Annotated in this window: 24 protein-coding genes and 1 tRNA gene; 14 read left to right on the forward strand and 11 right to left on the reverse strand. The window is 41.4% G+C overall.

Annotated features, from left to right (window positions below):
- Positions 1–502 precede the first annotated feature (502 nt).
- From MmiHf6_RS02200 to MmiHf6_RS02230, 7 genes are all read left to right on the forward strand, one after another.
- Positions 503–643 carry a hypothetical protein gene (locus MmiHf6_RS02200; protein ID WP_316558079.1) on the forward strand — a complete coding sequence of 47 codons (141 nt, stop codon included), beginning with the start codon at positions 503–505 and terminating at the stop codon, positions 641–643.
- Positions 644–968: 325 nt separating this feature from the next.
- Positions 969–2,456 (forward strand): cobyric acid synthase, encoded by a 1,488-nt coding sequence (locus MmiHf6_RS02205; protein ID WP_316558080.1) that lies wholly within the window; start codon positions 969–971, stop codon positions 2,454–2,456.
- A 433-nt stretch (positions 2,457–2,889) separates the two neighbouring features.
- On the forward strand, positions 2,890–3,693 hold the full coding sequence (locus MmiHf6_RS02210) for a helix-turn-helix transcriptional regulator (RefSeq protein WP_316558081.1): 804 nt from the start codon (positions 2,890–2,892) through the stop codon (positions 3,691–3,693).
- Between the two features lie 414 nt (positions 3,694–4,107).
- Positions 4,108–4,335, forward strand: coding sequence for a hypothetical protein (locus MmiHf6_RS02215; RefSeq protein WP_316558082.1), 228 nt, complete (start codon positions 4,108–4,110; stop codon positions 4,333–4,335).
- Positions 4,336–4,726: 391 nt separating this feature from the next.
- The gene (locus tag MmiHf6_RS02220; protein ID WP_316558083.1) at positions 4,727–6,985 is read left to right on the forward strand and encodes a cation:proton antiporter domain-containing protein; all 2,259 of its coding nucleotides are present in this window, start codon (positions 4,727–4,729) and stop codon (positions 6,983–6,985) included.
- Between the two features lie 447 nt (positions 6,986–7,432).
- A complete protein-coding gene (locus MmiHf6_RS02225; RefSeq protein WP_316558084.1) occupies positions 7,433–7,558 on the forward strand; it encodes a hypothetical protein in 126 nt (41 codons plus the stop codon).
- A 69-nt stretch (positions 7,559–7,627) separates the two neighbouring features.
- Complete coding sequence (locus tag MmiHf6_RS02230) at positions 7,628–7,798, forward strand: hypothetical protein (RefSeq protein ID WP_316558085.1); 171 nt, start codon at positions 7,628–7,630, stop codon at positions 7,796–7,798.
- A gap of 274 nt (positions 7,799–8,072) precedes the next feature.
- On the opposite strand, the gene MmiHf6_RS02235 is transcribed toward MmiHf6_RS02230, so the two are convergent.
- Both MmiHf6_RS02235 and MmiHf6_RS02240 read right to left on the reverse strand, forming a co-directional pair.
- Positions 8,073–10,070 (reverse strand): ABC transporter ATP-binding protein, encoded by a 1,998-nt coding sequence (locus MmiHf6_RS02235; RefSeq protein ID WP_316558086.1) that lies wholly within the window; start codon positions 10,068–10,070, stop codon positions 8,073–8,075.
- Complete coding sequence (locus MmiHf6_RS02240; protein WP_316558087.1) at positions 10,067–12,127, reverse strand: ABC transporter ATP-binding protein; 2,061 nt, start codon at positions 12,125–12,127, stop codon at positions 10,067–10,069. The genes MmiHf6_RS02235 and MmiHf6_RS02240 overlap by 4 nt, the downstream gene beginning before the upstream one ends.
- Before the next feature lie 344 nt (positions 12,128–12,471).
- Between MmiHf6_RS02240 and MmiHf6_RS02245 the strand changes: the two genes are divergently transcribed.
- Positions 12,472–13,203, forward strand: a complete 732-nt coding sequence (locus MmiHf6_RS02245; protein ID WP_316558088.1) for a 6-hydroxymethylpterin diphosphokinase MptE-like protein — start codon at positions 12,472–12,474, stop codon at positions 13,201–13,203.
- 127 nt (positions 13,204–13,330) lie between these two features.
- Here the strand turns inward: MmiHf6_RS02245 and MmiHf6_RS02250 are convergent, their stop codons facing one another.
- Complete coding sequence (locus MmiHf6_RS02250; protein ID WP_316558089.1) at positions 13,331–13,606, reverse strand: hypothetical protein; 276 nt, start codon at positions 13,604–13,606, stop codon at positions 13,331–13,333.
- A gap of 255 nt (positions 13,607–13,861) precedes the next feature.
- Between MmiHf6_RS02250 and MmiHf6_RS02255 the strand changes: the two genes are divergently transcribed.
- Complete coding sequence (locus MmiHf6_RS02255; RefSeq protein WP_316558090.1) at positions 13,862–15,076, forward strand: DUF373 family protein; 1,215 nt, start codon at positions 13,862–13,864, stop codon at positions 15,074–15,076.
- 97 nt (positions 15,077–15,173) lie between these two features.
- Here MmiHf6_RS02255 and MmiHf6_RS02260 read toward each other — a convergent pair whose 3' ends face one another.
- Together MmiHf6_RS02260 and MmiHf6_RS02265 are read right to left on the reverse strand one after the other, a co-directional pair.
- Positions 15,174–15,515 carry a hypothetical protein gene (locus tag MmiHf6_RS02260; protein ID WP_316558091.1) on the reverse strand — a complete coding sequence of 114 codons (342 nt, stop codon included), beginning with the start codon at positions 15,513–15,515 and terminating at the stop codon, positions 15,174–15,176.
- A gap of 113 nt (positions 15,516–15,628) precedes the next feature.
- Complete coding sequence (locus tag MmiHf6_RS02265; protein ID WP_316558092.1) at positions 15,629–15,928, reverse strand: hypothetical protein; 300 nt, start codon at positions 15,926–15,928, stop codon at positions 15,629–15,631.
- A gap of 471 nt (positions 15,929–16,399) precedes the next feature.
- On the opposite strand from MmiHf6_RS02265, the gene MmiHf6_RS02270 reads away from it, so the two are divergent.
- The 4 genes from MmiHf6_RS02270 (at position 16,400) to MmiHf6_RS02285 (ending at position 20,318) form a co-directional block, all read left to right on the forward strand.
- Entirely contained in the window at positions 16,400–17,434 is a 1,035-nt protein-coding gene (locus MmiHf6_RS02270) for a cation diffusion facilitator family transporter (RefSeq protein WP_316558093.1), read from the forward strand.
- 500 nt (positions 17,435–17,934) lie between these two features.
- A complete protein-coding gene (locus tag MmiHf6_RS02275; protein ID WP_316558094.1) occupies positions 17,935–18,273 on the forward strand; it encodes a hypothetical protein in 339 nt (112 codons plus the stop codon).
- A gap of 272 nt (positions 18,274–18,545) precedes the next feature.
- A complete protein-coding gene (locus tag MmiHf6_RS02280) occupies positions 18,546–19,808 on the forward strand; it encodes a 3-isopropylmalate dehydratase large subunit (protein WP_316558095.1) in 1,263 nt (420 codons plus the stop codon).
- Entirely contained in the window at positions 19,809–20,318 is a 510-nt protein-coding gene (locus MmiHf6_RS02285; RefSeq protein WP_316558096.1) for a 3-isopropylmalate dehydratase small subunit, read from the forward strand.
- 128 nt (positions 20,319–20,446) lie between these two features.
- Here the strand turns inward: MmiHf6_RS02285 and MmiHf6_RS02290 are convergent, their stop codons facing one another.
- The 4 genes from MmiHf6_RS02290 to MmiHf6_RS02305 form a co-directional block, all read right to left on the reverse strand.
- Positions 20,447–20,590 (reverse strand): hypothetical protein, encoded by a 144-nt coding sequence (locus tag MmiHf6_RS02290; protein WP_316558097.1) that lies wholly within the window; start codon positions 20,588–20,590, stop codon positions 20,447–20,449.
- A 50-nt stretch (positions 20,591–20,640) separates the two neighbouring features.
- On the reverse strand, positions 20,641–20,883 hold the full coding sequence (locus tag MmiHf6_RS02295) for a hypothetical protein (RefSeq protein ID WP_316558098.1): 243 nt from the start codon (positions 20,881–20,883) through the stop codon (positions 20,641–20,643).
- A gap of 358 nt (positions 20,884–21,241) precedes the next feature.
- A complete protein-coding gene (locus MmiHf6_RS02300; protein ID WP_316558099.1) occupies positions 21,242–23,560 on the reverse strand; it encodes a DNA topoisomerase I in 2,319 nt (772 codons plus the stop codon).
- Positions 23,561–24,070: 510 nt separating this feature from the next.
- Positions 24,071–24,427, reverse strand: coding sequence for a response regulator (locus MmiHf6_RS02305; RefSeq protein ID WP_316558100.1), 357 nt, complete (start codon positions 24,425–24,427; stop codon positions 24,071–24,073).
- A gap of 493 nt (positions 24,428–24,920) precedes the next feature.
- Between MmiHf6_RS02305 and MmiHf6_RS02310 the strand changes: the two genes are divergently transcribed.
- A complete protein-coding gene (locus MmiHf6_RS02310; protein WP_316558101.1) occupies positions 24,921–25,508 on the forward strand; it encodes a hypothetical protein in 588 nt (195 codons plus the stop codon).
- On the opposite strand, the gene MmiHf6_RS02315 is transcribed toward MmiHf6_RS02310, so the two are convergent.
- A complete protein-coding gene (locus MmiHf6_RS02315; RefSeq protein WP_316558102.1) occupies positions 25,459–25,665 on the reverse strand; it encodes a hypothetical protein in 207 nt (68 codons plus the stop codon). The genes MmiHf6_RS02310 and MmiHf6_RS02315 overlap by 50 nt on opposite strands.
- 101 nt (positions 25,666–25,766) lie before the next feature.
- Positions 25,767–25,838: transfer RNA gene (locus MmiHf6_RS02320), tRNA-Ala, on the reverse strand.
- Positions 25,839–26,085 lie beyond the last annotated feature (247 nt).

A 26,085-nucleotide genomic window follows, 5' to 3' on the forward strand; every position in this document is an offset into this window, starting at 1 on the left:
TTCAGATATTTCGATGCGCCGAATGAAAGATTAATTTTGAAAAACGCAGCCGCGGCAAAAAATGCGCCGCTGCACGCGAATCGGTCCGTTTTTGTTTGATTTTGTTTGATTTTCAAACATTTCCCCCGTTTTTATTTTGTTTTCAGCATTGAAACCCAAACATCCAATTTTCAAAATCGGTAAACCTGAACGCTCGATAAAATCCTAAAAAAGATTAGACTTCATTGAAAGATTAGCGTTCCGTTTTTGAATAATTTTGATAAAGACGATGTTTCAATTGATTTAGATTGAGTTAATTTTCAAAAACCGCCTCCTCCAACGACGCGTTTCCGAAGCGCAAGCGGAGGAAAGAAGGAGTTGGAGATTCTTACCATGAAAAATAAAAACACAAAAATGCTCTGATTTCCAGTTGTGTGTCGGCTCCGGCTAAGCCTGCCAATCTGCAACTGTCAAAATTTGTCTCGGCTTCGCTCACAAAATTTCAAGTTGCAGGGGGAGGGCGGTGTTTGTTTGCAGTTGGAGTCAGGTTTCTGTTGCCGGTTGGAGTCAGGTTTCTGTTCCCGCTTGCCAATCAGGTTTGCATTGCAGCTGCAGCTGCCGCTGCCGGCAGCCGCCGCGCGCGAGCTGCCCCGTTTTTATTTAACATTTAATCCGCTCACCAATTTTTATTTAATATTTAACATGCTCACCCATTTTCATATAACACTTAAACTGACCACCGATTTTTATTTTAAAACTAATTTGACACACAAATTTTTATTCAAAATTTAACCCGGCGCACAAGTTTTTCATACTTTTTAATTATTATCAGTTATAAATCCACGTTTTTTTAAAAACAAATCCGAAATAGATTATAACAAGTTTAATTTACTTCCTGACCGAACCAAATCCTTTATAAATCATGTTTTTATAAAGAAATACGGAGTTATAATCTTATAAAGCTGAGTTGATTTGGGAAAGTGGAAATTATGGATGCGAAAAGTTTACTGATTCTCGGAACTTCTTCGGACGCAGGAAAAAGTTCTATTGTAACGGCAATTTGTAAAATAATGTCTCGGGATTACAAAACCGCGCCGTTTAAAGCGCAAAATATGAGCCTGAATTCATGGGTCAATCCCGAGGGAAAAGAAATCAGCTATGCACAAGTTATTCAAGCATGGGCAGCGGGTGCCGAGCCGATTCCCGAAATGAATCCCGTCGTTTTAAAACCCAAAGGCGACAGCTTCTCTCAAGTCATCGTTTTAGGCGAACATTACGCCGACAGAAGCGCCGGCAACTATTATGAATCCATTGACGAAATGTCGGAAATTCTCAGCCGTTCACTTTCGAAATTAAGCGAAGATTACGAAATCATAATTATGGAAGGCGCAGGCGGCGCCGCCGAAATCAATCTTTATGACCGCGACATCGTCAATGTCGGAACCGCTCGAATTACGAACGCGCCGATCATTATTGTCGGCGACATCGAGCGCGGCGGCGTTTTTGCAAGCCTTTACGGAACATATATGCTTTTGCCCGAAGACATTCAAAAGAATATCAAAGGCTTCATCATCAACAAATTCCGCGGCGACCCGAAGATTTTAGGCTCCGGATTAAAACAGCTTGAAGAAATGACAGGCGTTCCCGTTCTCGGAATCATGCCTTACTTCCGCTTAAGAATTCCGGCCGAAGATTCCATGTCCTTCCGTGAAAAAGAAGGCGCGGGAACAGTTCCGGATGAAAAGAAAAACAGCAACAATTCTGTTGAAATCGCCGTGATCCAATTCCCGAAAATCTCTCACTTTAACGATTATGAAATTTTAGAAACGCAGGCGTGCGTCAAATATATTGATATTTACGACAAACTCGGCACGCCCGATTTGATTATTCTTCCCGGCTCAGGAACGCCTTTAAAAGATTTGGAAGCGCTTCGTGAAAGCGGCATGGCCGATCAAATTTTAAGCGCCGCCGGAAAAACGCCGATTATCGGAATCGGTGAAGGTTATCAGATGCTCGGAAAAACTTTGACAGACCCCGACGGCAAAACCGTTAACGGATTCGGATTATTGGATGTTGAAACCGTTTATGAAAAAGAAGAAGGCTACAGCGAAAAACCGGTCCGCGTTTCTTTAAAAGTCAAAGAATGCCGCGGTCTGAGCCCGTATTTGAAAGCGATTGAAGGCGAAACCGTTGAAGGATTTAACGCTTACAGCGGCAAAGTTTCAACCAAAGCGCCTGTTTTTGAAAATGACGGCGCGTGCAGCGCTGACGGAACCGTTGTCGGTACGTCAATGCACGGCTTTTTTGACAACAAAAACCTGCGCGTCGCTTTGATGAAATATTTGGCCGAGAAAAAAGGCGTTCCGTATGTTGAAGAAGACGGTTTTACCATACAAGACGGCTTTGAAGAATTGGCGCAGGTGTTTGAAGAAAATATTGATATGGAAGCCATTTACAAAATAATGGGATTAAAGTAAACGAATTAAATAAGTGAAACTGAGATAAAAGAAATAAACTCAATAAAATAGAGAGAAGCAAATTTGACAAAACTTGCGAAAATTTACTTCTCCCGACTTATTTTTTCGTTTTTGACATTTATTTTTTTGACATTTGTTTTTTGACATTTGTTTTTTGATATTTGTTTTTATGATATTTGTTTGTTAGAATCTTTTATTGAACTTTGATTTTTATTTTTCATTCAATTTTGATTTATTTTTTGAAAAATATTCTGCTTTAAAAAATAACTCTGCGGGCACATTCGTTTTCATGATATAATTTATTATAAAAATACGAAACCTTTATATTACAAAAGATGGAGTGTATATTTACTATATAATTTATATGTCGACTGAACAATTTTTGTCAAGTTTGTCAATATTTGTTTGATTTGTTTGGCATGTGTTATAATAAATGGGTGTCACGAAAATGAAAGGTAGAGGACTTTTAAGCCTGATTACATATTCTGAGAAAAGAAAAGATTTACTTTTTTTAATTGATGAAAAACCGCGTACGCTTTTTGAAATCAAAGAATTCTTCAATGTTAAAACGCCGGAAATCTATCCGCGTATTAAAGAGCTTCTTGAAGCTGATTTGATTCAAAAGACAAATAATGAATATTATTTAACGCCGATCGGCAAAGTTATTTTGAAATATTACACGCCGCTCGTGGAAATTTTAAACGTTTTTGAAGAAACCAGCGACTTCTGGACCGACCACGACACAAACGCGATTCCGCACCACCTTCTTGAACGTTTCAACGAATTGGAAAACAGTATTTTGTTCCAGGACCCGTCCAAGAACGTTTTTGAGCAGAACAAAATCATCGTTGAAAAATTAGATGCCGCTCAGAAAGTTTCAGGAATTATTTCCGTGTTCATGCCGTCCAGTCTTGAAATGATCCAAGAAATGGTCAAAAACAAGACTCCGTCCAGAATCATCATGACGCAGGATGTTTATGACAAATTCAGATTAGACTATAAAGAATTGCTTCAGCAGTTCCTTGCGTTAAAAGACAACGAACTTTACTTAATCGACAGCGTCAACTTGTTTATCATCACAACAGAAGGCTTCCTTTACTTCTCTTTGTTCTACAAGAACGGCCTTTACGACGCGCAAAAATACCTTGTCGCCACCGACAACCGCTCCTTGAACTGGGGTAACGACTGCTTCAAGTATTTCGTCGAACACGCAAAGAAAGTTGACAAATTGGAATAATTCGGCCGTCGCTGAATTTTTCATTTCTTTTTTTATTTTTGCTTTTGTTTTAATTTTGAACCGAAAAGCTGCCGCTTCGCGCGAACCGTGCCATTTTTATTTAGATTTTCAAACTTGTCCCGCATTTTTATTTTATTTTGTTTTCAGCAAAACCTAAACATCCTATTTTCAAAAACGGTGAACCTGAACGCCCGATAAAACCCTAAACTTAAAAAACAGATTTCATTAAAAAATTGGCGTTCCGTTTTTGATAATTTTAGTTAAAGAAGATGTTTCATTGATTTTAGATTGAAGAAAAATTCAAAAACCGCCCCTCCAACGACGAGTTCCCGAAGCGTAAGCGGAGGGAAGGAGGAGATGGAGATTCTTACCATACGAAAATAAAAACCAAATACAGCCAGACATTTCAGCTATGTGTCGGCTCCGGCTGAGCCTGCCAATCTGCAACTGTCTTTTGCGGTTGCCGCTTGCAATCAGGTTTGTGTTTCCGCTGCTATCTTCAGGTTTGTGTTTCCGCTGCTACCTTCAGGTTTGCGTTTGCCGATCAGACTTTCGTTACGGCAGCAGCTGCCGCTGCCGGCCGCCGCGCGAGCCGCCTCATTTTTCAGTCATTTGATCGAAAACCGCTCCATCGTTTCATAATTATTTTGACAAGAACAAAGACTAAAAAACAGAAAAAATAAAAAAACAGAAAAATTGAAAAACAGAAAAATCGAAAAATTAAAAAATGAAACAAAAAATTGAACATTCAATAAAAATATTTAAAACCCGAAACAGAAAATCGTTCAGAATTTAAACAGCATCTAAAACCCGAACGGAAAGTAAAACTCGGATCTATTGTAAACTTTCAAGCAAAAACAATATAAAATATGCTTTACAATAAAGAATATTTATTTTAAGTTTTGAACAATTTGGCGTAAGTTGTCTTAACTTTCATATTTTTATTTTTTCGTTTATTTGAAAAATTTAACTTTAACTGACTTTATTATAATTGATTTATTTCAAAAGATTTAGGGAAATTACAGTCATGTCGATGGAACTGTCACCGCTGATTACGGATTTAGCACTGATATTAATTGCAGCAGGAGTTATCACGCTCATCTTTAAGCGCTTCAAACAACCGCTTGTTTTGGGCTACATCGTTGCCGGGCTGCTGATCAGCGGATATTTGGCGGCATACTTGCCGGACAGTATCGGGCAATATATACCGTCCATATCCGATTCGGAAAACATATCCGTTTGGGCAGACATCGGCGTTATATTCCTGCTCTTCGGTCTCGGTTTGGAATTCAGTTTTAAAAAACTCATGAAAGTCGGCGGAACAGCTTCCATCACCGCCGTCACCGAAGTCATTTCCATGCTTGTCGTCGGTTTTGCAATCGGCTATTTAATGGGCTGGAACACAATGGACAGCTTATTCTTAGGCTCAATGCTTGCGCTTTCCTCAACAACGATCATCATCAAAGCCTTTGAAGACTTAAAACTTCGAGGACAGAAATTCACAAACGTCGTTTTCGGCGTTTTGATTGTCGAAGATTTGATCGCGATTTTAATGATGGTTCTGCTTCCGGCAGTCGTTTTGGCACACGCGTCACTCGGAGTCGAACTTCTTGAAAGCATCGCCAAAATGGTTTTCTTCTTGGTTTTGTGGTTCATCGCCGGCATTTTCATCCTGCCGACCGTTTTCAAATACATACGCAAATACATGAACGACGAAATGCTTCTCATTATCGGCATCGGTCTATGTCTCGGAATGGTTGTTTTGTCCGTCAAAACAGGATTTTCCTCAGCGCTTGGCGCTTTCATCATGGGCTCGATTCTCGCAGAAACCATCGACGGCGAAAAAATCGAACATGTCACAAAACCGATCAAAGATTTATTCGGCGCCGTTTTCTTCGTATCGGTCGGCATGATGCTTGATCCTCAAGTTTTGTTTGACTACGCCGGCCCGATTGTGATCATCACGATTGCAACCATTCTCGGAAAAGCATTCTTTTCCAGTTTCGGCGTTTTGATTTCCGGCCAGAATTTGAAAGTTTCCATGCAGTCAGGATTTTCATTGGCTCAAATCGGTGAATTCGCGTTCATCATTGCCGCGCTCGGTTTGAGTTTAGGCGTGACAAGCGATTTCCTTTACCCGGTCGTCATTGCGGTTTCCGTCATCACAACATTCACGTCGCCGTATATGATCAAATATTCCGGAAACGCTTACGAAGCCTTTAATAAAATTTTGCCGGCGCGCCTGCGCGACTTCTTGAACAATTACGGATCGGGAAGCAAGACTTTGAACAAAGACAATACATGGAAAAAAGTTCTCAAATCCAATATTTTTGTAATTCTCATCTACGGCGTCATTTTGGTCGCGATTGCGATTTTATCGGTGACATATATTTCGCCGTTTTTCCAGGAAAATATCGGCGGCTGGCAAGGATCTCTGATTTCTGTCGGCGTGACGGTTTTGATCATGGCGCCGTTTTTAAGCGCGCTTTTAATGAGCAAGCTCAAGACCAAAAACTTCCAAACGCTTTGGAATGACCCGAATTTCAAAAAAGGTTATTTGATTTCTTTAATGCTCGTTCGTTTCCTGATTGCCGCGCTCATTGTCGCGTATGTGATTTTCATGGAATACACGTCTAAAGCCGGTTTGATTGCGATTCTCGTCATTTTCGTGATCGCGTTTACGCTTTGGTCAAAAACGCTTCAAAAGCAGTACACGATGTTTGAAGAGCGTTTCCTGAAAAACTTAAACGAGCGCAGCGAAAGCAAGCTTAAAAAAGAAGCGGATGTTTCTGATTTGGAAAATATTCACATGGATACGTTTGACATTGACCCCGATTCTCCGATCGTCGGAAAAACATTGGCTGAATTAGAATTCCGCCAAAAATACGGCGTCAATATCGTTTCCATCATCAGAGGCGACCAGCGCTACAATATTCCCGGCGGCAACATGCGTCTTTCCGCGTGGGATAAAGTTGTCGTTCTCGGAACGGATGAGCAGATGAGCGCGTTCCAAACCGAAATTGAAGACCATTCAATCACGCCTCCTGAAAAAGAAGAGGATGAAGTCGTTCTTCAGCAGTTTGTGGTGGAAGAAAATTCACCGCTTCTCGGGCAGCAGCTTTGCAACTGCACCATTCGCGACAAATCGGAGTGTTTGGTCATCGGTGTCGAGCGCGACGATGATGTCATCATGAACCCTGACGGCAGATTTACGTTCAAAGAAGGCGACGTCGTGTCGGTCGTCGGCGAAACAGAGAAAGTGAGAGCGCTTTGCTGCGTGATTTCGGAATGAAGGAGATAGAAAATTTAGAATCTTCAAAGTCTTCTCATTCTTTTTTCATTTTTTTCAAGATTTTATTTTTCAAAATCATTTTTGTCTGCGCCGCCGCGCGCGAGTTGCTCCGTTTTTCATTTGATTTTCAAACCCGAACCTTGTTTTTGTTTCATTTTTAACATTGAAACCTAAACATCCAATTTTCAAAATCGGTGAACCTGAACGCCCGATAAAACCCCAATCTTAAATTTTTGAATTTTCGATAAAAGAAGGCGTTCCGTTTTTGAATATTTTAGTTAAAGAAGATGTTTCAATTAATTTTTAGATTTGATTAAAGTTCGAAAACCGCCCCCGCAAGTTGAAATTCCCGCAGCGTAGCGAAGGGAATTGAGACTTGGCGGATTCTTCCCATACGAAACGAAAAATGCAAAAACGGCTGATTTTTAGCTGCTGTTCGGCTCCTGCTTGTTCCGTCTTGCACCTGTCTTTAAATGCTGCCGGCTCCGGCTGAGCCTGTCAGTCTGCAACTGTCTTTTTATGGTTGCTGCTTCCAATCAGGTTTACGTTTCCGCGTGCATCTGCTCATTTTAATGGTAATCCGTTGGCATTAAATTTTGCTCGGCTTCGCCTCACAAAATTTCAAGTTGCAGGGGGAGGGCGGTGTTTGTTTGCAGTTGGAGTCAGGTTTCTATTTTTGCGCTGCCTACAGGTTTCTGTTTCCGCTTGCCGGTCAGGTTTGCGCTGCAGCCGACTGCCAAGCAGCCGCCGCTGCCGGCCGCCGCCGCGCGCGAGCCGCACCGCTTTAAAAACAAAATGAAATCTGCAATTTGATTTTTGAAAAAATAAAATGAAACGTATCAAATTATTTAGGGAAACAAAATGAAAAATGCCGACCGATTTCAAAAAAAATTGAAAAATAAATCAAAAAACAAACAAATCTCCAAAAAAATAATCAAATCGAAATAATTAAACCAAAAAGATTAAAAATATTCAAATTAATTAAAAAATTAAAATTTTCGAATAATTTATAATTTTTCATAAACATGAAATGACAAATTAATTCAAAAATTTTCAAAATTTAATTTTCAATTATTTTCATTATTTTTCAATTATTTTTATTATTTTTATTATTTTCATTCATTTGATTTTTTTCAGACATTTTCTTTTCAACCTGTTCAAAAGTTTCATCCAAATTATCGCTGCTGAACTGGCTGTTGTAAAGCATTGCATAAAATCCGTCTTTTGCCATCAATTCATCATGATTGCCCTGCTCGATAATTTCACCTTTGTTAATCACCAAAATCAAATCGGCGTTTCTGACGGTTGACAAACGATGCGCAATCACAAAGCTCGTCCGCCCTTTCATAAGCGTCGCCATCGCGTCCCTGATGTGAACCTCGGTCAGCGTGTCAACGTTGCTTGTCGCCTCGTCCAAGAGCAGAATAACAGGATTGGAAAGAAAAGCCCTTGCAATCGTCAGCATCTGTTTCTGACCTTCGGAAATGTTTGACGCCTCTTCATTAATAATCGTATCATAGCCTTGCGGCAATTTCCGAATGAAAGAATCCGCATACGCCGCTTTTGCCGCGCTGATGATTTCTTCTTCCGTTGCATCTTCGCGACCGTAAGCGATATTTTCGCGAACCGTTCCGTAAAACAGCCACGGCGTTTGAAGAACCATGCCGAACAAACTTCTCAAATCATGGCGCTTCATCTTTGTAATATCAATATCGTCAATTAAAATCTGACCGCCGTCGATTTCATAAAATCTCATCAAAAGATTCAAAATCGTTGTCTTTCCGGCACCCGTCGGACCGACGATTGCAACTGATTCGCCCGGATAAATATTCAAACTCAAATCATGAATGACAGGATTTCCCGACTCGTAACCAAAAGTTACGTGATCGAAAACAACAGCGCCTTTCGGACTCACGACAGACACAGCATCGGGCGCGTCGGACAATTCCTCTTCTTCGTCCAAAACTTCAAAGACGTGTTCGGCCGCCGCCAAAGTTGACTGAATCGTCGTAATCACCGTTGAAATTTGCGTGATCGGCTGTGTAAACTGCTTGGAATACAAAATGAAAGACTGGACATTTCCGATATTCATCGAACCGGCAAGCACAAACAGACAGCCGACAATACAAACAATCACATAACCGATATTCTGAACGGTAAAAAGAACCGGCATCGCAATTCCCGAAATAAACTGCGCTTTCCAGCCCGTGTCATATAAATTCTCGTTGATGCCGTCAAACGTTTCCGACGCCTTTTCTTCATGGCCGAACGCCTTGATGATTTTGTGGCCCGTGTACATTTCTTCAACATGACCGTTCAAATCCGCCGTAATCACCTGCTGCTTCTTAAAATAAGGCTGGGATTTGTCAACGATTATTTTCGTCAAAACCGCAGAGACCGGCAAAATCATGAAACAAATAAACGTCAGCAGCGGATTCAAATAAAGCATGATGAGAATGATGCCGATCAACGTCACCGCCGATGTCAGAAGCTGAACAATGCCCTGTTGAAGCGTGTTGCTGATCGTGTCAACGTCACTCAAAATGCGGCTCATGATCTCGCCGTGCGTGTGCGTATCATAATATTTCAGGCGCAAGCGGGACAATTTCGAACCGACTTCGACACGCAAATCAGAAACGACTTTCTGAGTCACGCCCGCCATAATATATTGCTGCCCGTAAGCAAACACGGAGCTGCCGACATAAAGGCCGAGCAGCAAAAGCAGCAAAGTCGTGACCGCCGAATAATCGATTGTCAATCTTTCGCTGACAACGATGCCTTCAAACAAAACGTTAACGATTTCACCAATCACAAGCGGCGCTAAAACCGTAAAAGCCGTGCTCAAAATCGCCAAAACAAAGACAACGGCAATTCCCAAACGATGCGGTTTCAAATAATTCAAAAGCCGTTTCAAAGTGATTTTAAAACTCTTCGGCTTTTCGAATGTCCCGAGAAAACCCGGACCGGGGCCGTGACCGCCGGAATTTTTTCTCTGCCGTCCCGTAAACGATCGATTTTGATCGGATTTAGAAATTGAAGAGGATGAAGAGGAGGATGAAGAGGGAGAGGAAGATGAGTGACTCATTCCGTCACCTCCGCATCTGTATTGTCATTATCCGCGCTGCCATCACCGTCGCTGCCATTACCGTCGCTGTCTGTGCTGCTGCCGTCTGTGCTGCTGCCGTCTGTGCTGCTGCCGTTCGTACTGCTACCGTCCGTGTTGTCGCCGTCCGTGTTGTCGCCTTCACCTGCGCTGCTGCCGCCGTCCGCGCCGTTCTCAGTCATGCTGCCGCTTTGAGACTCAACAATTTCTTTGTACACGCTGCATGTTTCCATCAATTCGGTATCCGAACCGATGCCGACAATTTCGCCGTTATCTAAAACAATAATTTTGGAAACATTTCGAATCGTTGCCACGCGCTGTGCGACGATCAGAACCGCCGCGTCTTTGATTTCTGTTTTAAGCGCGTATCTGAGATCGGCGTCGGTTTTGTAATCCAGCGCCGAAAAATTATCGTCAAAAATGTAAATTTCGGGGCGCCTGACGATAGCGCGCGCGATTGTCAGTCTTTGTTTTTGACCGCCGGAAATATTTGTGCCGCCTTGAGAAATATAAGATTGGATGCCTTCTTCCATGTTTTCAACAAATTCGGCGGCTTGCGCGATCTCAAGCGCTTTCCAAATTTCTGCATCTGTTGCATCTTCTTTGCCGTAGCGGATATTTTCAGCAACTGTTCCCGAAAACAACACGGCTGTTTGCGGAACGAAACCGATTTTTTGGCGCAGATCGGACTGCTTCACGTCTCGGACATCCGTGCCGTCAACATAAACAATGCCGTCGGCAACGTCATAAAAACGCGGCACCAAACTGATCAAGGAAGTTTTTCCGGAGCCGGTGCCGCCGATTAATGCCGCGGTTTCGCCGTGATGAATTGAAAATGAAATATCTTTTAAAATCATTTTATCGGAATCGGAATACCTGAAAGAAACATTTTTGAATTCGACTGCGGGAATATCGGAAATAATATTTTCATTTGCATTTTCGTTTGCATTTTCGTTTGCATTTTCATTTGCATTTTCATTTGTATTTTCGTTTGCATTTTCGCTTATATTTTCGTTTATATTTTTATTTTCATTTTTATTCTGATTCTTATTTTCAAACAGCACCGTGTTTTCGGAATCCTGAATCAATTCATTCGTGTTCAAAACTTCTAAAATACGATCGGCCGAAACTTTCGCGCGCGGGATGACGACGAAAATGAATGAAATCATGACAACCGACATCATAATCATTGTCACGTACTGAATAAACGCCATCATGTCGCCGACGGTCAATCCGGCGGTTTCGATTCTGAAACTTCCGAACCATAAAAGCGCGATGGTTGCCAGGTTCATTAAGAAAAGCATTCCCGGGAAAAGAATGGCGACGATTCTGTTGACTTTGAGCGACACGACCGTTAAATCATCGTTTGCCGCTTCATATTGTTTGGCGGCGGCTTCTTCTTTGTTGAACGCGCGGATGACGCGAACGCCGGTCAATCTTTCTCGAAGGATTCGGCTGACTTTGTCCAGCTGATTCTGCATTTCCTGAACGCTTGGAATGATTTTGCGGGAAACGAAATATACAAAAATGGCGAGCAGTGGAACAACTGCGAGAACAACTAATGATAAAGTCACATCTTTATTGAGCATCAGCAAAATGCTGCCGAGAAACGTTAAAGGCGCGACGACGACGACGCGAAGCATCATCATGATGACGTTTTGAAGCTGGGAAACGTCGTTTGTTGTTCGAGTGACGAGCGTTGATGTTCCGAAGCGGTCGAACTCTTCGAGGGAAAAATAATCGACTTTGTCAAACAAGTCTTTGCGAAGCAGTTTTGCGAAGCCGGCGGAGGCTTTGGAGGTGAAATAGTTTGCCGCAATTGAAAAAATCATGCTGAAAACGGTAATGATGAGCATGTAAACGCCCATCGTGTAAATGTAATCGATATCGCCTTCAATGATTCCGACGTCAACCATTCTTGCCATTAAATCGGGAAGCAGGAGCTGCGTCAGACATTGAAGAAAGATTAAAAAGACTGCCGCTGCTACGGCAAAGCGGTAAGGAAGAAGGTATTTCGCCAGTTTTTTCATTTTTTGCATTTGTATAATCCGTCCGTCAGATAATCCCGTTTTGATTTCGTTTTACCGTTCTGTTTTTTGTAAAGTATTAAAGTATTGAATCGTAAAATCGGTAAAATCATTAAGAAAACAAATAATTAAGGTAAAGTTAAAATGAAAAATGAATTATTAAATGTATTTATAGATTTTTTATAAATATGAAAAGTTCAAAAATTAAAAACAAATTAAAACTTAAAAAACAAACTAAAAAACAAACTAAAAAACAAACTAAAACTAAAAAACAAACTAAAACTAAAAAACAAACTAAAACTAAAAAATAAGCTAAATAAAAGCAAACCAAAAAATAAATAAAAACAGGCGAAAAAATGGATTACAATGAGTGGGAACCGTTATATCGAATTATTTTGAAGCGCTTTGGTTTTTCGGAAGCGTCTGATTTAAAAACAGCGGAGTGGCTTTCAACTGTTTACAAAGGTGTTCAAAGAAGCAATCCTGAATTCGGAAAGAAAGAAATCGCAATCGCTTCTCTGAAGGATAAAATCGCCGACAGAAACATTGTTATTTGCGGCAACGCGCCGACGCTTGAAACCGAGTTCCGCTCATTTTCACAAGAGGCAAAAGGCAATGAAATTTATATCGCAGCAGACGGCGCAGCAACCGTTTTGATTAAAAACAAAAAAGTTCCCGATGTAATCGTAACGGATTTGGACGGCAAACATCCAAATGACGCGATCAAAGAAATCGAAGCCGCCGACAAAGGCGCCTTGCTTTTGATTCACGCGCACGGCGACAATGAGGACAAGCTTGAGAAATATATGCCGGCTTTTTTGAATCGAATCAATGAAAACGCCGTCATTCCGACATGTCAATGCCGCCCGCCCGAACATTTATTTAATTTCGGCGGTTTTACGGACGGCGACCGCTGTGTTTTTTTAGCCGACGAATTCGGCGCGGCAACTGTGACGATCATCGGTTTTGACTTTGAAGATCCGAATGTGAAAACGCTCAAAAAGAAAAAATTGGAATGCGCCGAACAATTGATTCAAATCATTCGCCAAAAAAATGATCGAATCAAATTTTTCTCGGAATTGGAATAAAACATGGAATCCGTTTTTGTTTATTTTTTTGAAAAACGAATGTCGACTATTTTCATTTTTGTTTTGAAAAACGAATGGCAATTTTTTCATTTTTGTTTTGAAAACGAGTGTCGGTTTTTTTGATTTTTTAAAAAAACGAATATTTGTTTTTTCGCGGTTTATTAAAATTGGTGCGGCTCGCGCGGCGGGCGGCAACGGGCAGCTGACTGAAGCGGCGAAGCAGCGCCGTCGAAAAATCGCGAAGCGATTTTTCAATAAACACCTCCCTTCCGCTGCAAACAAAAACCTTCCTCCCGCTGCAAACAAACACCTCCCTCCAACTGCAAACAAACACCTCCCTCCCGCTGCAAACAGAACCTGCCCGAAACTGCAAACCGGCGAAGCCTGAAAAATTGCGAAGCAATTTTTTACAAGCACCGCCCTCCCCCTGCCCGATGAAATTTTGTGAGAGGCTGACCGAAGGTCAGACGCGAGCAAAATTTGCAAACAAACACCTCCCTCCCGCTGCAAACAGAACCTGTCCTTCCCCTATCAACTTGAAAATTTAACTAATTTTTAAATAGAATGGATGCCAGTTCATTATTGTACTTTTATTGTTGTTATTATTATTATCATTCTTTTACTTTTATAATTCATTTCAATCGGGATTGAAAATAAAATGGATACGCTTGTTATTTGTATTGACAGGGACAATGACCTCGGCGAAAAAGCGAAGGTCATCACGCCGGTGGTCGGCCGCGGCGCAAACATTGCCGCTGCCGTCAGTTTGGCAACCGTTGATCCCGAAGATTCGGATACAAATACGATTTTCGGCGGCATCCGTATTTTGGACGAACTCAGAAGCCTCGGCGTTGACGCCGATATCGTTTCTTTTGCAGGGGATAAAAAAGTCGGCACGATTTCGGATAAAAAAATTGCCGACCAATTGGATGAATTTTTAGCGGCGCAGGATGTCAAAAGCGCTGTTTTCGTATCCGACGGCGCTGAAGACGAATCACTCATTCCGCTTGTCCAGTCCCGCGTCAAAGTGGATTCGGTTCAAAGAATCGTTGTCATGCAGAGCGAAAACTTGGAAAGTACGTACTACATGATTAAAAACTTCTTAAAAGACCCGAAACTGCTTCAGACATTTTTTGTACCCATCGGTCTCGCGCTTATTATTTACGCTTTGGCGATGGCGACAAATAATCCGCAGTGGGCCATTATCGGAACGCTTTTGATTGTCGGCATTTACATGATCCTTCGAGCGTATTCGCTCAACGACAAATTTATTCTTCATTGGACAGAATTGAAGCAATCATTTAATTCGCATCAGCTGTCATTTGTTACAACGCTTGCCGCATTTCTTTTATTCGTCATCGGAACGATCAGCGGTGTTGTCAGTGTTTGGAATTTAACGGGCATTGAAGTCAGTTATTACGGACTTTTAATAGTGCTGTCGATGTTCATTAAAAAAACAGTTCTTTGGTACTCCGGCTGCGCTTTTGTTTATCTTCTCGGAAAAATATTCGACAAGATTTACGGCAAACAGGAATATCAAAACCATATCGTGGAAATGCTTTTCGTGCTTTCGGGAACGCTTTTGTTCTGGAGCGCAAGCAGTTACGCTTTGTCGATCATCGCGCCCGAAACCGGATATACGTTTGATATTGCTTATTTCATTTACAGCATCGTTTTAGCTGTAATTATCGGTCTTGCCGGCGTTTATTTCTCGGTTCAGGAAAAAAATGATGAGAAAGAAGAAGAAAAGCCGCCCAAAACTGAGGAAAAAAAGCCCGAGAGAACGATTGTTGTCAATGATGAAGACGGCGATGAAAAACGTAATTCAAAGCCTGTCAAAATCAGAATCGGGATTCGAAATGACAAAGATTAAAGAATCATAAATTTGATTTCTTTAATTTGTTTTCTATTTTTTTTGTTTTTATTTTTTGTTTAATTTTATTTGTGTTTATAGTTGGTCGCTTCTTTTTTCATTTTTTAAAATTTTTTGACCGGGTTTTTTGTAATCTTTTTAAAAATTGTGCGGATCGCGAGCGGCGGCGGGCTGCTGCTGCTTGGAGAGACATTGCAGCGCAAACCTGACCGGCAAGCGGAAACAGAAACCTGACCGGTCGCGGCAACATTAAAAGACAGTTACAGACTTGCAGGCTCAGCCGGAACGAACAGCCGTCAGTAAAAGACAGTTGCAGATTGACAGCATTAGCAGGAGCCGAACACCGATGAAAAAGCTGACTGTTTCTCATTTTTCGTTTTGTATGGGAAAGAATCTCCAACTCCTCCTTCCCTCCGCTTGCGCTTCTGGAATTCGTCATTGGAGGGGCGGTTTTCGAACTTTAATTCAATCTAAAATTGGTTGAAACATCATTTTTCATCAAAATTTTCAAAAACGGAACGCCTTCTTTTAATGAAATCTAAAAATTAAAGATTATGGTTTTATCGGGCGTTCGGGTTCACCGATTTTGAAAATTGGATGTTTAGATTTCCGATGAAAATAAAATAAAAACGAACGACAAGTTTTGAAAAAGTAAAATAAAAAATGGAGCAGCTCGCGCGCGGCGGCTTGTCCCGTCGGTAACTGCAGAAGCAGGCAGCAGCAAACAGAAACCTGACCGGCCGCGGCAACCGTAAAAGACAGTTGCAGACTTGCAGGCTCAGCCGGAGCCGAACACCGATGAAAAAGCTGACTGTTTCTCATTTTTCGTTTTGTATGGGAAAGAATCTCCAACTCCTCCTTCCCTCCGCTTGCGCTTCGGGAACTCGTCGTTGGAGGGGCGGTTTTCGAACTTTAATTTCATATAAAAATAATGATTGAAACATCGTCTTTCATCAATTTTCTTCAAAACGGAACGCCTTCTTTTTTCCAAATCTAAAACATTTTTTGAGGGTTTTATCGGGCGTTCAGGTTTATTGATTTTGAAAATGGATGTTTTGGTTTCAATGCTGAAAACAAAAAAGTGGGTGGCGGATTTGAAAACCTAATTAAAATGGAGTCGTTCGCGCGCGGTGCCGGCTTTCCTGACAGAACAGAAAATCAATTTATCGTTTCTTTTCGCCGAACATAAAATCATTCGTTTTATTCAAAACGGTTAACGGGAGCTAAAATTGTTTTGTTTGTTTTTTAAATACTATTATAACGTTTTATTTATTAAGGCATACAAGTGCCGTTTATGGAAAAACAGGCGTGAGGTTTATTATTTTGGCAAAAGAAGAAAATAATGCTGTAAATAATGCTGCAAATAATGCTGCAAATAATACGGTTGTTACAGTCGGTTTAAAAGATCTTCAAACTCCGTTTCAGCATTCGGAATATAAGTCAAAAGAAGGTATTCGGGTCACCGTTATCGGAATGATTGTAAACATCGTTTTGACGATCATTAAAATCGCTGCCGGAATTATCGGCAACAGTGCCGCTTTGATTGCCGACGGTGTTCATTCGCTTTCCGATTTGCTGAGTGATTTTGTTGTCATTTTCAGCATCCGCATTTCCGCAAAACCTGAAGACGAATCTCACAATTACGGTCACAAAAAAATCGAGAATCTGGCTTCCGTTATCGTCGGATTTATGCTTCTTTTTGCAGGCATTTTGATTTTGTATGAGGGTGTCACGACAATTTATGATTTTACGCAAGGCATCCCGATTGAAAAGCCGGCGATGCTTGCTTTTTATGTGGCGCTTTTGTCAATTATCAGCAAAGAACTGCTTTATCAGTACACGCACCGCGTCGCCAAAAAGCTTGAAAGCGATATGATTGAAGTCAACGCCTGGCATCACAGAACAGACGCGTTTTCCTCCATCGGCGTTGCTGCCGGTATCGGCGTTGCGATCCTGCTCGGTGACCAATGGGCAATCATTGACCCGATCATGGCGGTTCTCTTGGCGGTTTACATTCTTTATATCGCGGCAAAAATCATTTACAACAGCACCAACGATTTGATGGAAGCCTCACTCAGCCCGGAAGTGAACGATGAAATCAAGGCAATTATCAACGATTGCGACGGTGTTTTGAATGTTCACTCACTCAAAACGAGAAAACTCGGCAGTTCCAAGGCAATCGATGTTCATATCATGGTGGAGCCGGATTTGACCGTCAACGAAGCGTCAACGATTCAAAAAGACGTCGAAAACTGTTTGAAAGAAAGATTCGGTCCGGACACGTATGTGATTATTAAAATTGAGCCGTATTTGGAACGAAAAGCGGAGCGTGAAAAGCATATTATGGAAGGGCTTTAATTTCCTTCCTCAATTTTTTAATTCATTTTTCATTTCCTTTTCATTTCTTTTTTATTTTTTTCATTTTTTTCTGCGCCGCCGCGCGCGAATTGCTTCATTTTTCGTTTAATTTTAAAATTTGTCCTGCATTTTTGTTTGTTTTTGACATCGGAACCTAAACATCCAATTTTCGAAATCAGTGAACCCGAACGCCCGATAAAACCCTAAATTTAAAAAAGATTTCATTAAAAATTGGCGTTCCGTTTTTGATTAAATTGATAAAAGATGATGTTTCAATTGAAAAAAATATAAAATAAAAGACAACGTACCGCCCCCTCCAACGACGCGTTTCCGAAGCACAAGCGGAGGAAAGAAGGAATTGGAGATTCTACCAATACGAAAATAAAAACTAAAAGCAATCCGATTTTTCAACTGCGTTCGGCTCCGGCAAAGTGTTTTCTTTCGACTGTCTTTTACTGTGACCTGCCAAGCTGAGCCTGGCAATCTGCAACTGTCTTATTATGATTGCCGCTGTCAATCTGGTTTGTGTTGCCAATCTGGTTTGTGTCGCCGCCTGCATCTGCTCTTTTTTTATCGAAATCCGTTCGCATTCGCGAACGTGCCGCTGCTGCCTACAGGTTTCTGTTTGCTGCTACCTACAGGTTTCTGTTTGTTGCTACCTACAGGTTTCTGTTTGCTGCTGCCTACAGGTTTCTGTTTGCTGCTGTCTACAGGTTTACGTTGCCGGCAGCAGCTGCCGCCGCCGCGCGCGAGCCGCTTCATTTTTTATTTTATTTTTCAAATTTCGTCTATTGTTTTCATCATCTTTTTCAGAATTCATCTTTCGTTTTTCATCTTAATTTTCAGAATTCATCTGCTCATTTTTCATTTCGGTTTTCGAAATCGAATCCTGTCTTCTTTTATTTTTATTTTCAAATCGATTTCAAATCGATTTCATTTTATTCATTAAAAAACATGAGAAATACGATTCAACATCGCCCTTTCCAATACTATTTTATATTTAAAGTCAATTGACTTATCCAAAACAGAATATATGTCTTTACGGGAGTGTTTTCTGCTTACCGTTTTTCTTTTATCTGTGTTTTTATTATTTTTTGAAATGTGATTGATTATGGCACAAAAACCGCAAACATTAGCTGAAAAAATTATCAGCGGCCGTGCCGGCAAGGACGTGTACGCCGGCGACATCACACTCGTGGATGTTGATGTAACCGCTGTTCAGGACGGAACAGGACCGCTCGCTGTTCAGCAGCTTGAAAAGATGAATTTAGTCCAAGCCGCAAACCCTGATCGAACCGTTTTATTCATTGACCACGCAGCGCCGAGCCCGCAAAAAGATTTGTCAAACGCGCACGCGATTCTCAGAACTTTTTCCAAGAAAACAGGCGCTCATCTTTCCGAAGCCGGCGAAGGCGTCTGCCACCAGCGTTTGGTCGAAACTTATGTGAATCCGGGAGACGTACTCATCGGCGCCGATTCCCACACCTGTACATCCGGCGCGCTCGGCGCGTTTTCAACCGGAATGGGATCAACCGACGTTGCCGTCGGAATCGCGCTCGGCAAGACTTGGTTCCGCGTTCCCGAAACATTTCTTGTGAATGTGACCGGCGAATTCCAAAAAGGCGTTTACGCAAAAGATTTGATCCTTCATTTAATCGGTCTCATCGGTGCCGACGGCGCAACTTACAAAGCACTTGAATTCCGCGGCGAAACCGTTGAAAAAATGACGATGTCTCAGAGATTTACGCTTGCAAATATGGCTGTCGAAGCCGGCGCAAAAGCAGGTCTTTTTGAAACCGACGCGACAACCAAAGCGTATCTTGAAGAACGCGGCCGCGGCGATAAATTCAAAGAAATCAAAGCCGATGCCGGCGCCGAATACGAGCGTGTCATCGACATCGACGTTTCCAAACTCGAGCCGACGATTTCAAAACCGCACACGGTCGACAACACGGCAACCGTTTCTGAAGTTGCGGGAACCAAGATCGAGCAGGTCTTTATCGGAACTTGTACAAACGGCAGAATCGACGACCTTGAAATTGCCGCCAAGATTTTGGAAGGCAAAGTCAGACACCCTGACACGCGCCTGATCATTGTTCCGGCATCCAAGGAAATTTATTTACAAGCCGTTCAAAGAGGTTTTATTGAAACATTTATTCGCGCAGGCGCAATCATTATGGCGCCCGGCTGCGGTCCTTGTGTCGGCGTCCACGAAGGCGCTCTCGCTGACGGCGAAGCTTGTCTTGCAACGCAGAACAGAAATTTCCAAGGCAGAATGGGCAACACGGAAGGCTTCATTTATCTCGGATCTCCGGCTGTCGCCGCCGCAACGGCAATTGCAGGCGTTATCGCAGACCCGCGCGAGGTGATTTAAATGGCGGAAACAATTTACAACGGCAAAGCTTTCAAATTCGGTGACGACATCAGTACCGACCACATCGCTCCCGGTCGTTTGTTCCATTTGAGAACAAATCTTCCGGAACTTGCCAAACACGTTTTGGAAGACGCGGACCCCGAATTCGCTCAAAAAGTTCAGAAAGGCGATTTCGTTGTCGCCGGAAACAATTTCGGTCTCGGGTCGTCTCGCGAACACGCGCCGACAATCATAAAAATGGCAGGCGTGAGCGCTGTTTTGGCAAAATCATTCGCTCGCATTTTTTACAGAAACGCGATCAACGTCGGTTTACCGGTTCTCATTTGCGACACCGATTTAATTGACGAAGGCGACCAATTGGAAGTCGATTTGGCAGGCGGCACGATCAAAGACGTGACAAAAGGCATTGAATTGACTTTTTCACCGCTTCCCGACGCGATGATCACGATTCTCAATGACGGCGGCTTAGTCGCTCATATTGAGAAGAATAAAGGTTTTAAATTTGATTAATTGTTTAAATTTGATTAAATTGAATTGAGAAGTTTTCACTTCTCTTCTTTTTCTTTTTTATTTTTCAAAAACGGACATCCGTCTTATTTTATTGAAAACTGCGATTCAATTTTTGATTATTGCTTTTTTTAAAATTGGTGCGGCTCGCGCGCGGCGGCGGGCAGCTGCTGCGGCTGCCGGCAGCGGCGGCAAATGCAAACCTGACTCCAAGCGGAAACAGAAACCTGATTGGCAGCAGAAACAGAAACCTGACTCCAATCGGAAACAAACACCGCCCTCCCCCTGCAACCTGAAATTTTGTGAGGCGAAGCCGAGCAAAATTTTATGCCAACGGATTACTAAAAAAAGAGCAGATGCAAGCGGAAATGCAAACCTGATCGGTAAGCAGCAACATTAAAAGACAGTTGCAGACTTGCAGGCTCAGCCGGTGCCGGCAGCAATAAAAGACAGTTGCAAATCGGCAGCTCTGGCAGGAGCCGAACGTAGTTGAAAAAGCTGACTGTTTTGTATTTTTTGATTCGTTTGGGAAAAATCCGCCAAGTCTCGTTTCCTCGCTGCGTTTCAAGTCCGGTTCGCCGCTTCGCGCCGCCCGGAACTCAACTTGCGGGAGCGGTATTTTATCTTTTAATTCCAATTTAAAGATTAAATGAAACATCGTTTTTTATCAAAATTTTCAAAAACGGAACCCCTTCTTTTTTCCAAATCTAAAAAATTTATTTAGGATTTTATCGGGCGTTCAGGTTTACCGATTTTGAAAATTGGATGTTTAGGTTTCAATTTAAAAAATGAAACAAAATGAGGGAACAGATTTTAAAAATCAAAGAAAAATGAAGCAGATCGCGCGCGGCGAAGCGGCAATAATAAAGAGAAATAAAAAGAGAAATTAAAGAAATACAAAAAAATCAAAAAAGAAAGAAGCCGACTTAAAGAACTTCTTTCCATTTCTCAATATTCTTCATACTGATGCCTGTTTCTTTTGACAATTTTCCGGAATCGGCAGATTTGAAATCGGAAAGCGTCATAATTCCGGCGTCATTGAGTTTTTGAAGCGAAGCCGTTCCGAGTCCTTTGATGTCTGAAAGTTCCGCGGGATTTGCCGCTTTTGCCTCGCGCTCGGCTTTTGCCGCCGCCTTTTCTTTTTTAATACGCTTGGTGCGCTCGGCAGACGTTTCGGCGACAATGCCGTTTTTCGCGTCTTCCTCAAGCTTCTTCTGCCATTCAATGAAATTGCACTGCGGACAGCCGAGTTCCCACGGGCGCTTACCTTCAGTAATGATTTTGATTTTATACATCTGATGCTCGTCACACATTTTATCGGTCACAACAACCTGTCCCGTTCTCGGAACCGGAAGCGAAAAGCTGCATTCGGGATAGCCGTTGCAGCCGATAAATCGGGCACCTTTTTTGGACTTTCGAATACTCAAATCAGAACCGCAGGACTGGCATTTACCGACGATTTTATCTTCACGGAGACCGGACTGAAGCGATTTGCCGATTTCTTCATGATTCTTTTCAAGCTCGTCAAAAATACTGTTCAGCATCTCTCGAGATTCTTTCAAAACATCCGATTCCGAAATAGCGCCTTCCGAAATTTTATCCATATCCGCTTCCAGCTGCTTGGTCATATCCGGCTTCACAATGGTCGGCGCATATTCCTCAAGCGTATCAATAACGGAGTAAGCCATATTCGTCGGCTGAAGCGGGTTTCCGTGAACATAATAACGGGAAACCAATTTGTTGATAATATCAGCGCGCGTCGCTTTTGTTCCGATTCCCATGTCATCCATGACACGAATCAAACGGCCCTGACCGTAGCGGCTCGGCGGCTGCGTTTCTTTATCAAATAATTCTTTGCTCGTGATTTTCAAAAGATCGCCTTCTTCCAAATGCGGCAAAACACGATCTTCCGGCTTGTTGTAAGGATAATACCAGCGCCAGCCTTCTTCCACCAAGCGGGAGCCGTTGCTTTTGAAATCTTCGCTGTTGATGTCGATTTCAACTTTCATCGTGTCCCATTCGGCTTCGCCCGCAAACGTTGCAAAGAAGCGGCGGACGACAAGCTCGTAAATCTTCCATTCGTCTTCTTTCATATCAGATCGCTTCGCCGGCGCGACAGGATGAATCGGCGGGTGAGCCGGATCTTCTTTCTTGCCCTGCGTCGGCTTTAAACCGTCTTTGTCAGCGATTTTAAGAAGCGCTTTTGCGTATTGGTCAAATTCAGTGCCGACAAACATTTCAATCAATGAGCGCAGTTCCAGACTTTCCGGATAAATTGTGCTGTCCGTTCTCGGGTAAGACAAAAAACCGGCTTCATAAAGCGTTTGATACATGCGCTTGGCGTTGTTGACGGAAATGCCGACAGCGTTTGCCGCGACATAAAATTCAGTCGTGTTGAACGGGATCGGCGGCTTTTCTTTGCGCTTTTTCGCTTCAATCGCTTTGATTTTCGCGTCATTGCCGACAATCACATTGGAATAAACGCGATCGGCAATTTCTTTTTCAAAAATACGATTGGTATGATATTCCGCGATAAACGATTCTTTCGACTTCGTTTCAAGCGCGGCTTCAATTTCCCAATACTGAACAGGAATAAAAGCTTCTCTTTCTTTTTCACGCTCAACGATAAGCGCAAGCGTCGGCGACTGAACGCGTCCGACGGACAAGAAAAGTTTGCCGAGGCGGCCGGCGCAAAGAGAAATGTAGCGCGTGAGGGCTGCGCCCCAAACGAGGTCGATGACTTCGCGCGCGTGCCCCGCGTCTGCCAAATCGAAATTCACGGTCGTCAAATTGTCAAACGCATGCGTGATGTCCTTGGGCGTAATCGCGCTGTAAAGCGCGCGATCGAACTTGACGTCCGGATTGACGGATTGGACCAGCGTGAGCGCTTCTACGCCGATTAATTCCCCTTCACGGTCATAGTCAGTTGCAATGGTGACATGATCCGCTTTTTTGCCGATCACTTTCAGTGCCGTGACGATTTTTTTGTTTGTTGAAATCGGTATGATTTCAGCGTCGATTAAATCTCTGGCCGAATTTTTCTGCCAGTTGTTGTACTCGTTCGGGAAATCAATTCCGACGACGTGTCCGCTGAGACCCATGACAACTGTGGGTTCATCTTTGTAGTTGAACTCATACGTCTCAATGCCCAGCTTGGGGTAACGGACTTTTTTAACTTTATTCTCCGAAAGGATTGCCGCGATACGCTTGGCGGCCGTATCCTTTTCCGTAATAATCAGATACATTGAAAACTCCGATGTTATGAAATAATGATGTTTTTCCTGCATTCGAAAATGCGTGAATTCAGATACATAATAATGTTTTATTTGAATGGAAGATTAAATGGAGAACTGTGTTATTTATATTTTTTTGAAACAACGATTATTCAGAGAGAACATAAAAACAGGATGAGAAAAAACAATAAAAAGAAAAAAGAGATGAGGGAACACCTGTCGGCACAAAAAAAGCTGCCGAAGAAACAGAATTATGAAAAAGAATGCAGAGATGATTGAATATATAAAATGCCGAAAGACTAAAAATAAAAGAATGCCGAAAGACTAAAAATAAAAGAATGCCGAAAGACCAAAAATAAAAGAATGCTGAGAAAGACCAAAAATAAAAGAATACTGAAAGTTCAAAAATAAAAGAATACCGAAAGATCAAAAATAAAAGAATGCTGAGAAAGACCAAAATATAAAAAATGTTGAAAATCAATAAAAACGAAAGAAATTCGAAAAATAAAAACGGGTAAAGAATTACCCGATGTGTTTTTTAATTATTTCAACCAAATCGGCGCTCTTGACGGGCTTTCCGATAACTTCTTTGACACCTGCTTTCAGGATGTCGTCGCCTTTTGTTGAAGAGAATGAAGTCAATGCAACAATAACGGCTTCAGGATCGTATTTCAAGATTTTTTCCGTTGCCTGAATACCGTCCGTGTTCGGCATAACAATATCCATAATCACAATATTAGGGCTGAACTTTTTATAAAGTTCGACTCCTTTTTCGCCATCCTTCGCTTGTTCAACAACGTATCCGGAGTTCTGGATAATTTGAACAAGAAGGTCACGAAGCAAGTCCTCATCATCGACAACCAGTACTTTTTTTTGCATAATTAGATCACTCTCAATATTCTAACCAAACTGAATCATATGTAAAATACGGGAACCGACCGTATTTATCCCTCATTTTCAAAATGAGAATTTATATGATACATTACAATAGAATAGATTATAAAGTATTCGCTGAATTTGAAATCATTGAATGACATTTTAAGATGCGCTCAAATATAAAACAACTTCGTTGACGGAAGAAATAACAGTTTTTTTGAAAAATAAAAACATTTTAGATTTAATAAATTTAAATAAAGTCTTAAAAATATAAACAATAAAAAAATAAAAAGAAAGTAAAAGAACCTGAAAAAAAGATTATTTTGATATAAAATTTGAAAAGAAATTGAGAGAAATCCGGAAAAATTTAGAGAGAAATCAGAGAAAAAGATGAAAATATATTTTTAAATTTGGCATTTAAAATTTAAGCTGGTCTTTATCGGCTTTTTTTATTTTCCAGAAGTTTATATCTAATTGGGGGGTAAATAGCAGTTATATGAATTCAGATATCTCATATTATTCAAAAAAATTAAATGCCGGTCTTGATCTTCTTGACCGAAATAACATATTTGAGGATTATGAAAGCCTTATTTTTGATTTTGAAAAAACTTGCGGTGATGTAGACGGTATTACCGAATCCGTTAGGAAATATAGATCCGACAAGAGTTTTATGGGGTTCAGTATGCCCGGGGCAGACAAAGAATGTTTAAAAAAATGTTGCAGTTATTTGGAAAAACACATTCGTGATTTGAAATCTGCTGATGCCGTATCTGTTCAAAATCGAAATACTCCGGAAATACATATTCATAATACAAACAATAATGAATCAAAATCCACTTCGAATGTGGAAGTGAATGTGTCCGTTTTATTTAATCAAACAATAAATACGATTGATTCTTTAGACGGTTTGTCAAATACTGAAAAAAAAGAAATAAAAAGATTATTGGAAGAGTTAAAAAAGAATAATTCAAATACTGTAGCAGTTAAAAAAATAATAAATTATATGAAAAAAGGATATCAAATTGCAGTTGCGCTCAGCCCGTTGGTTTCTCAATATGTTCCGAACCTGCATTTGTTTTTTTAATTTCTTTTTGGAACAATTTAATTTCCTTCTTGGCGCACAATTCACCTTTCATTAATACAAGAATTGAAGTGTTGTAACTTTCGGCATCGGATTCACATTTTTGAATGCGTTCCTCATATTTTTTGATTTTTTCTTCTAAAAATTCTATTGAATTCATGAGACTTTCTCTCCTGCCGGTTCGGTCATACCCAAATAAAAAGAAAGGGAACCCCCGAATTTCGGGAGCTCCCTTATTTTTGGCTTGAATTCTTTTATCAGTGGACTGATCGGGAATTGAACCCGAGGCCTCTACCATGCCAGGGTAGCGATCTTCCGCTGATCTACCAGCCCATTTAAAAAATCGTGTTTAAAATCAAAATTTTATGAATAAAATAAAATCTTAAAATTAACACGGTCGCCGCCGCTTAAATTCTAAATGAATTGCGTCAGCGCTGCGGATAAACACAAGGAATAATTTCTATAAATAATTGTCGATTTGAAACAGGGATTGCGGTCTGCCGAAAATTCAAAGAAACGACATATGGCAAAACCTTTAAATATCACAATACATATTAGAGGATTGTTGTCTCATGAGCAT

The organism is Methanimicrococcus hongohii (assembly GCF_032594095.1).
GTDB classification, from domain to species: domain Archaea; phylum Halobacteriota; class Methanosarcinia; order Methanosarcinales; family Methanosarcinaceae; genus Methanimicrococcus; species Methanimicrococcus hongohii.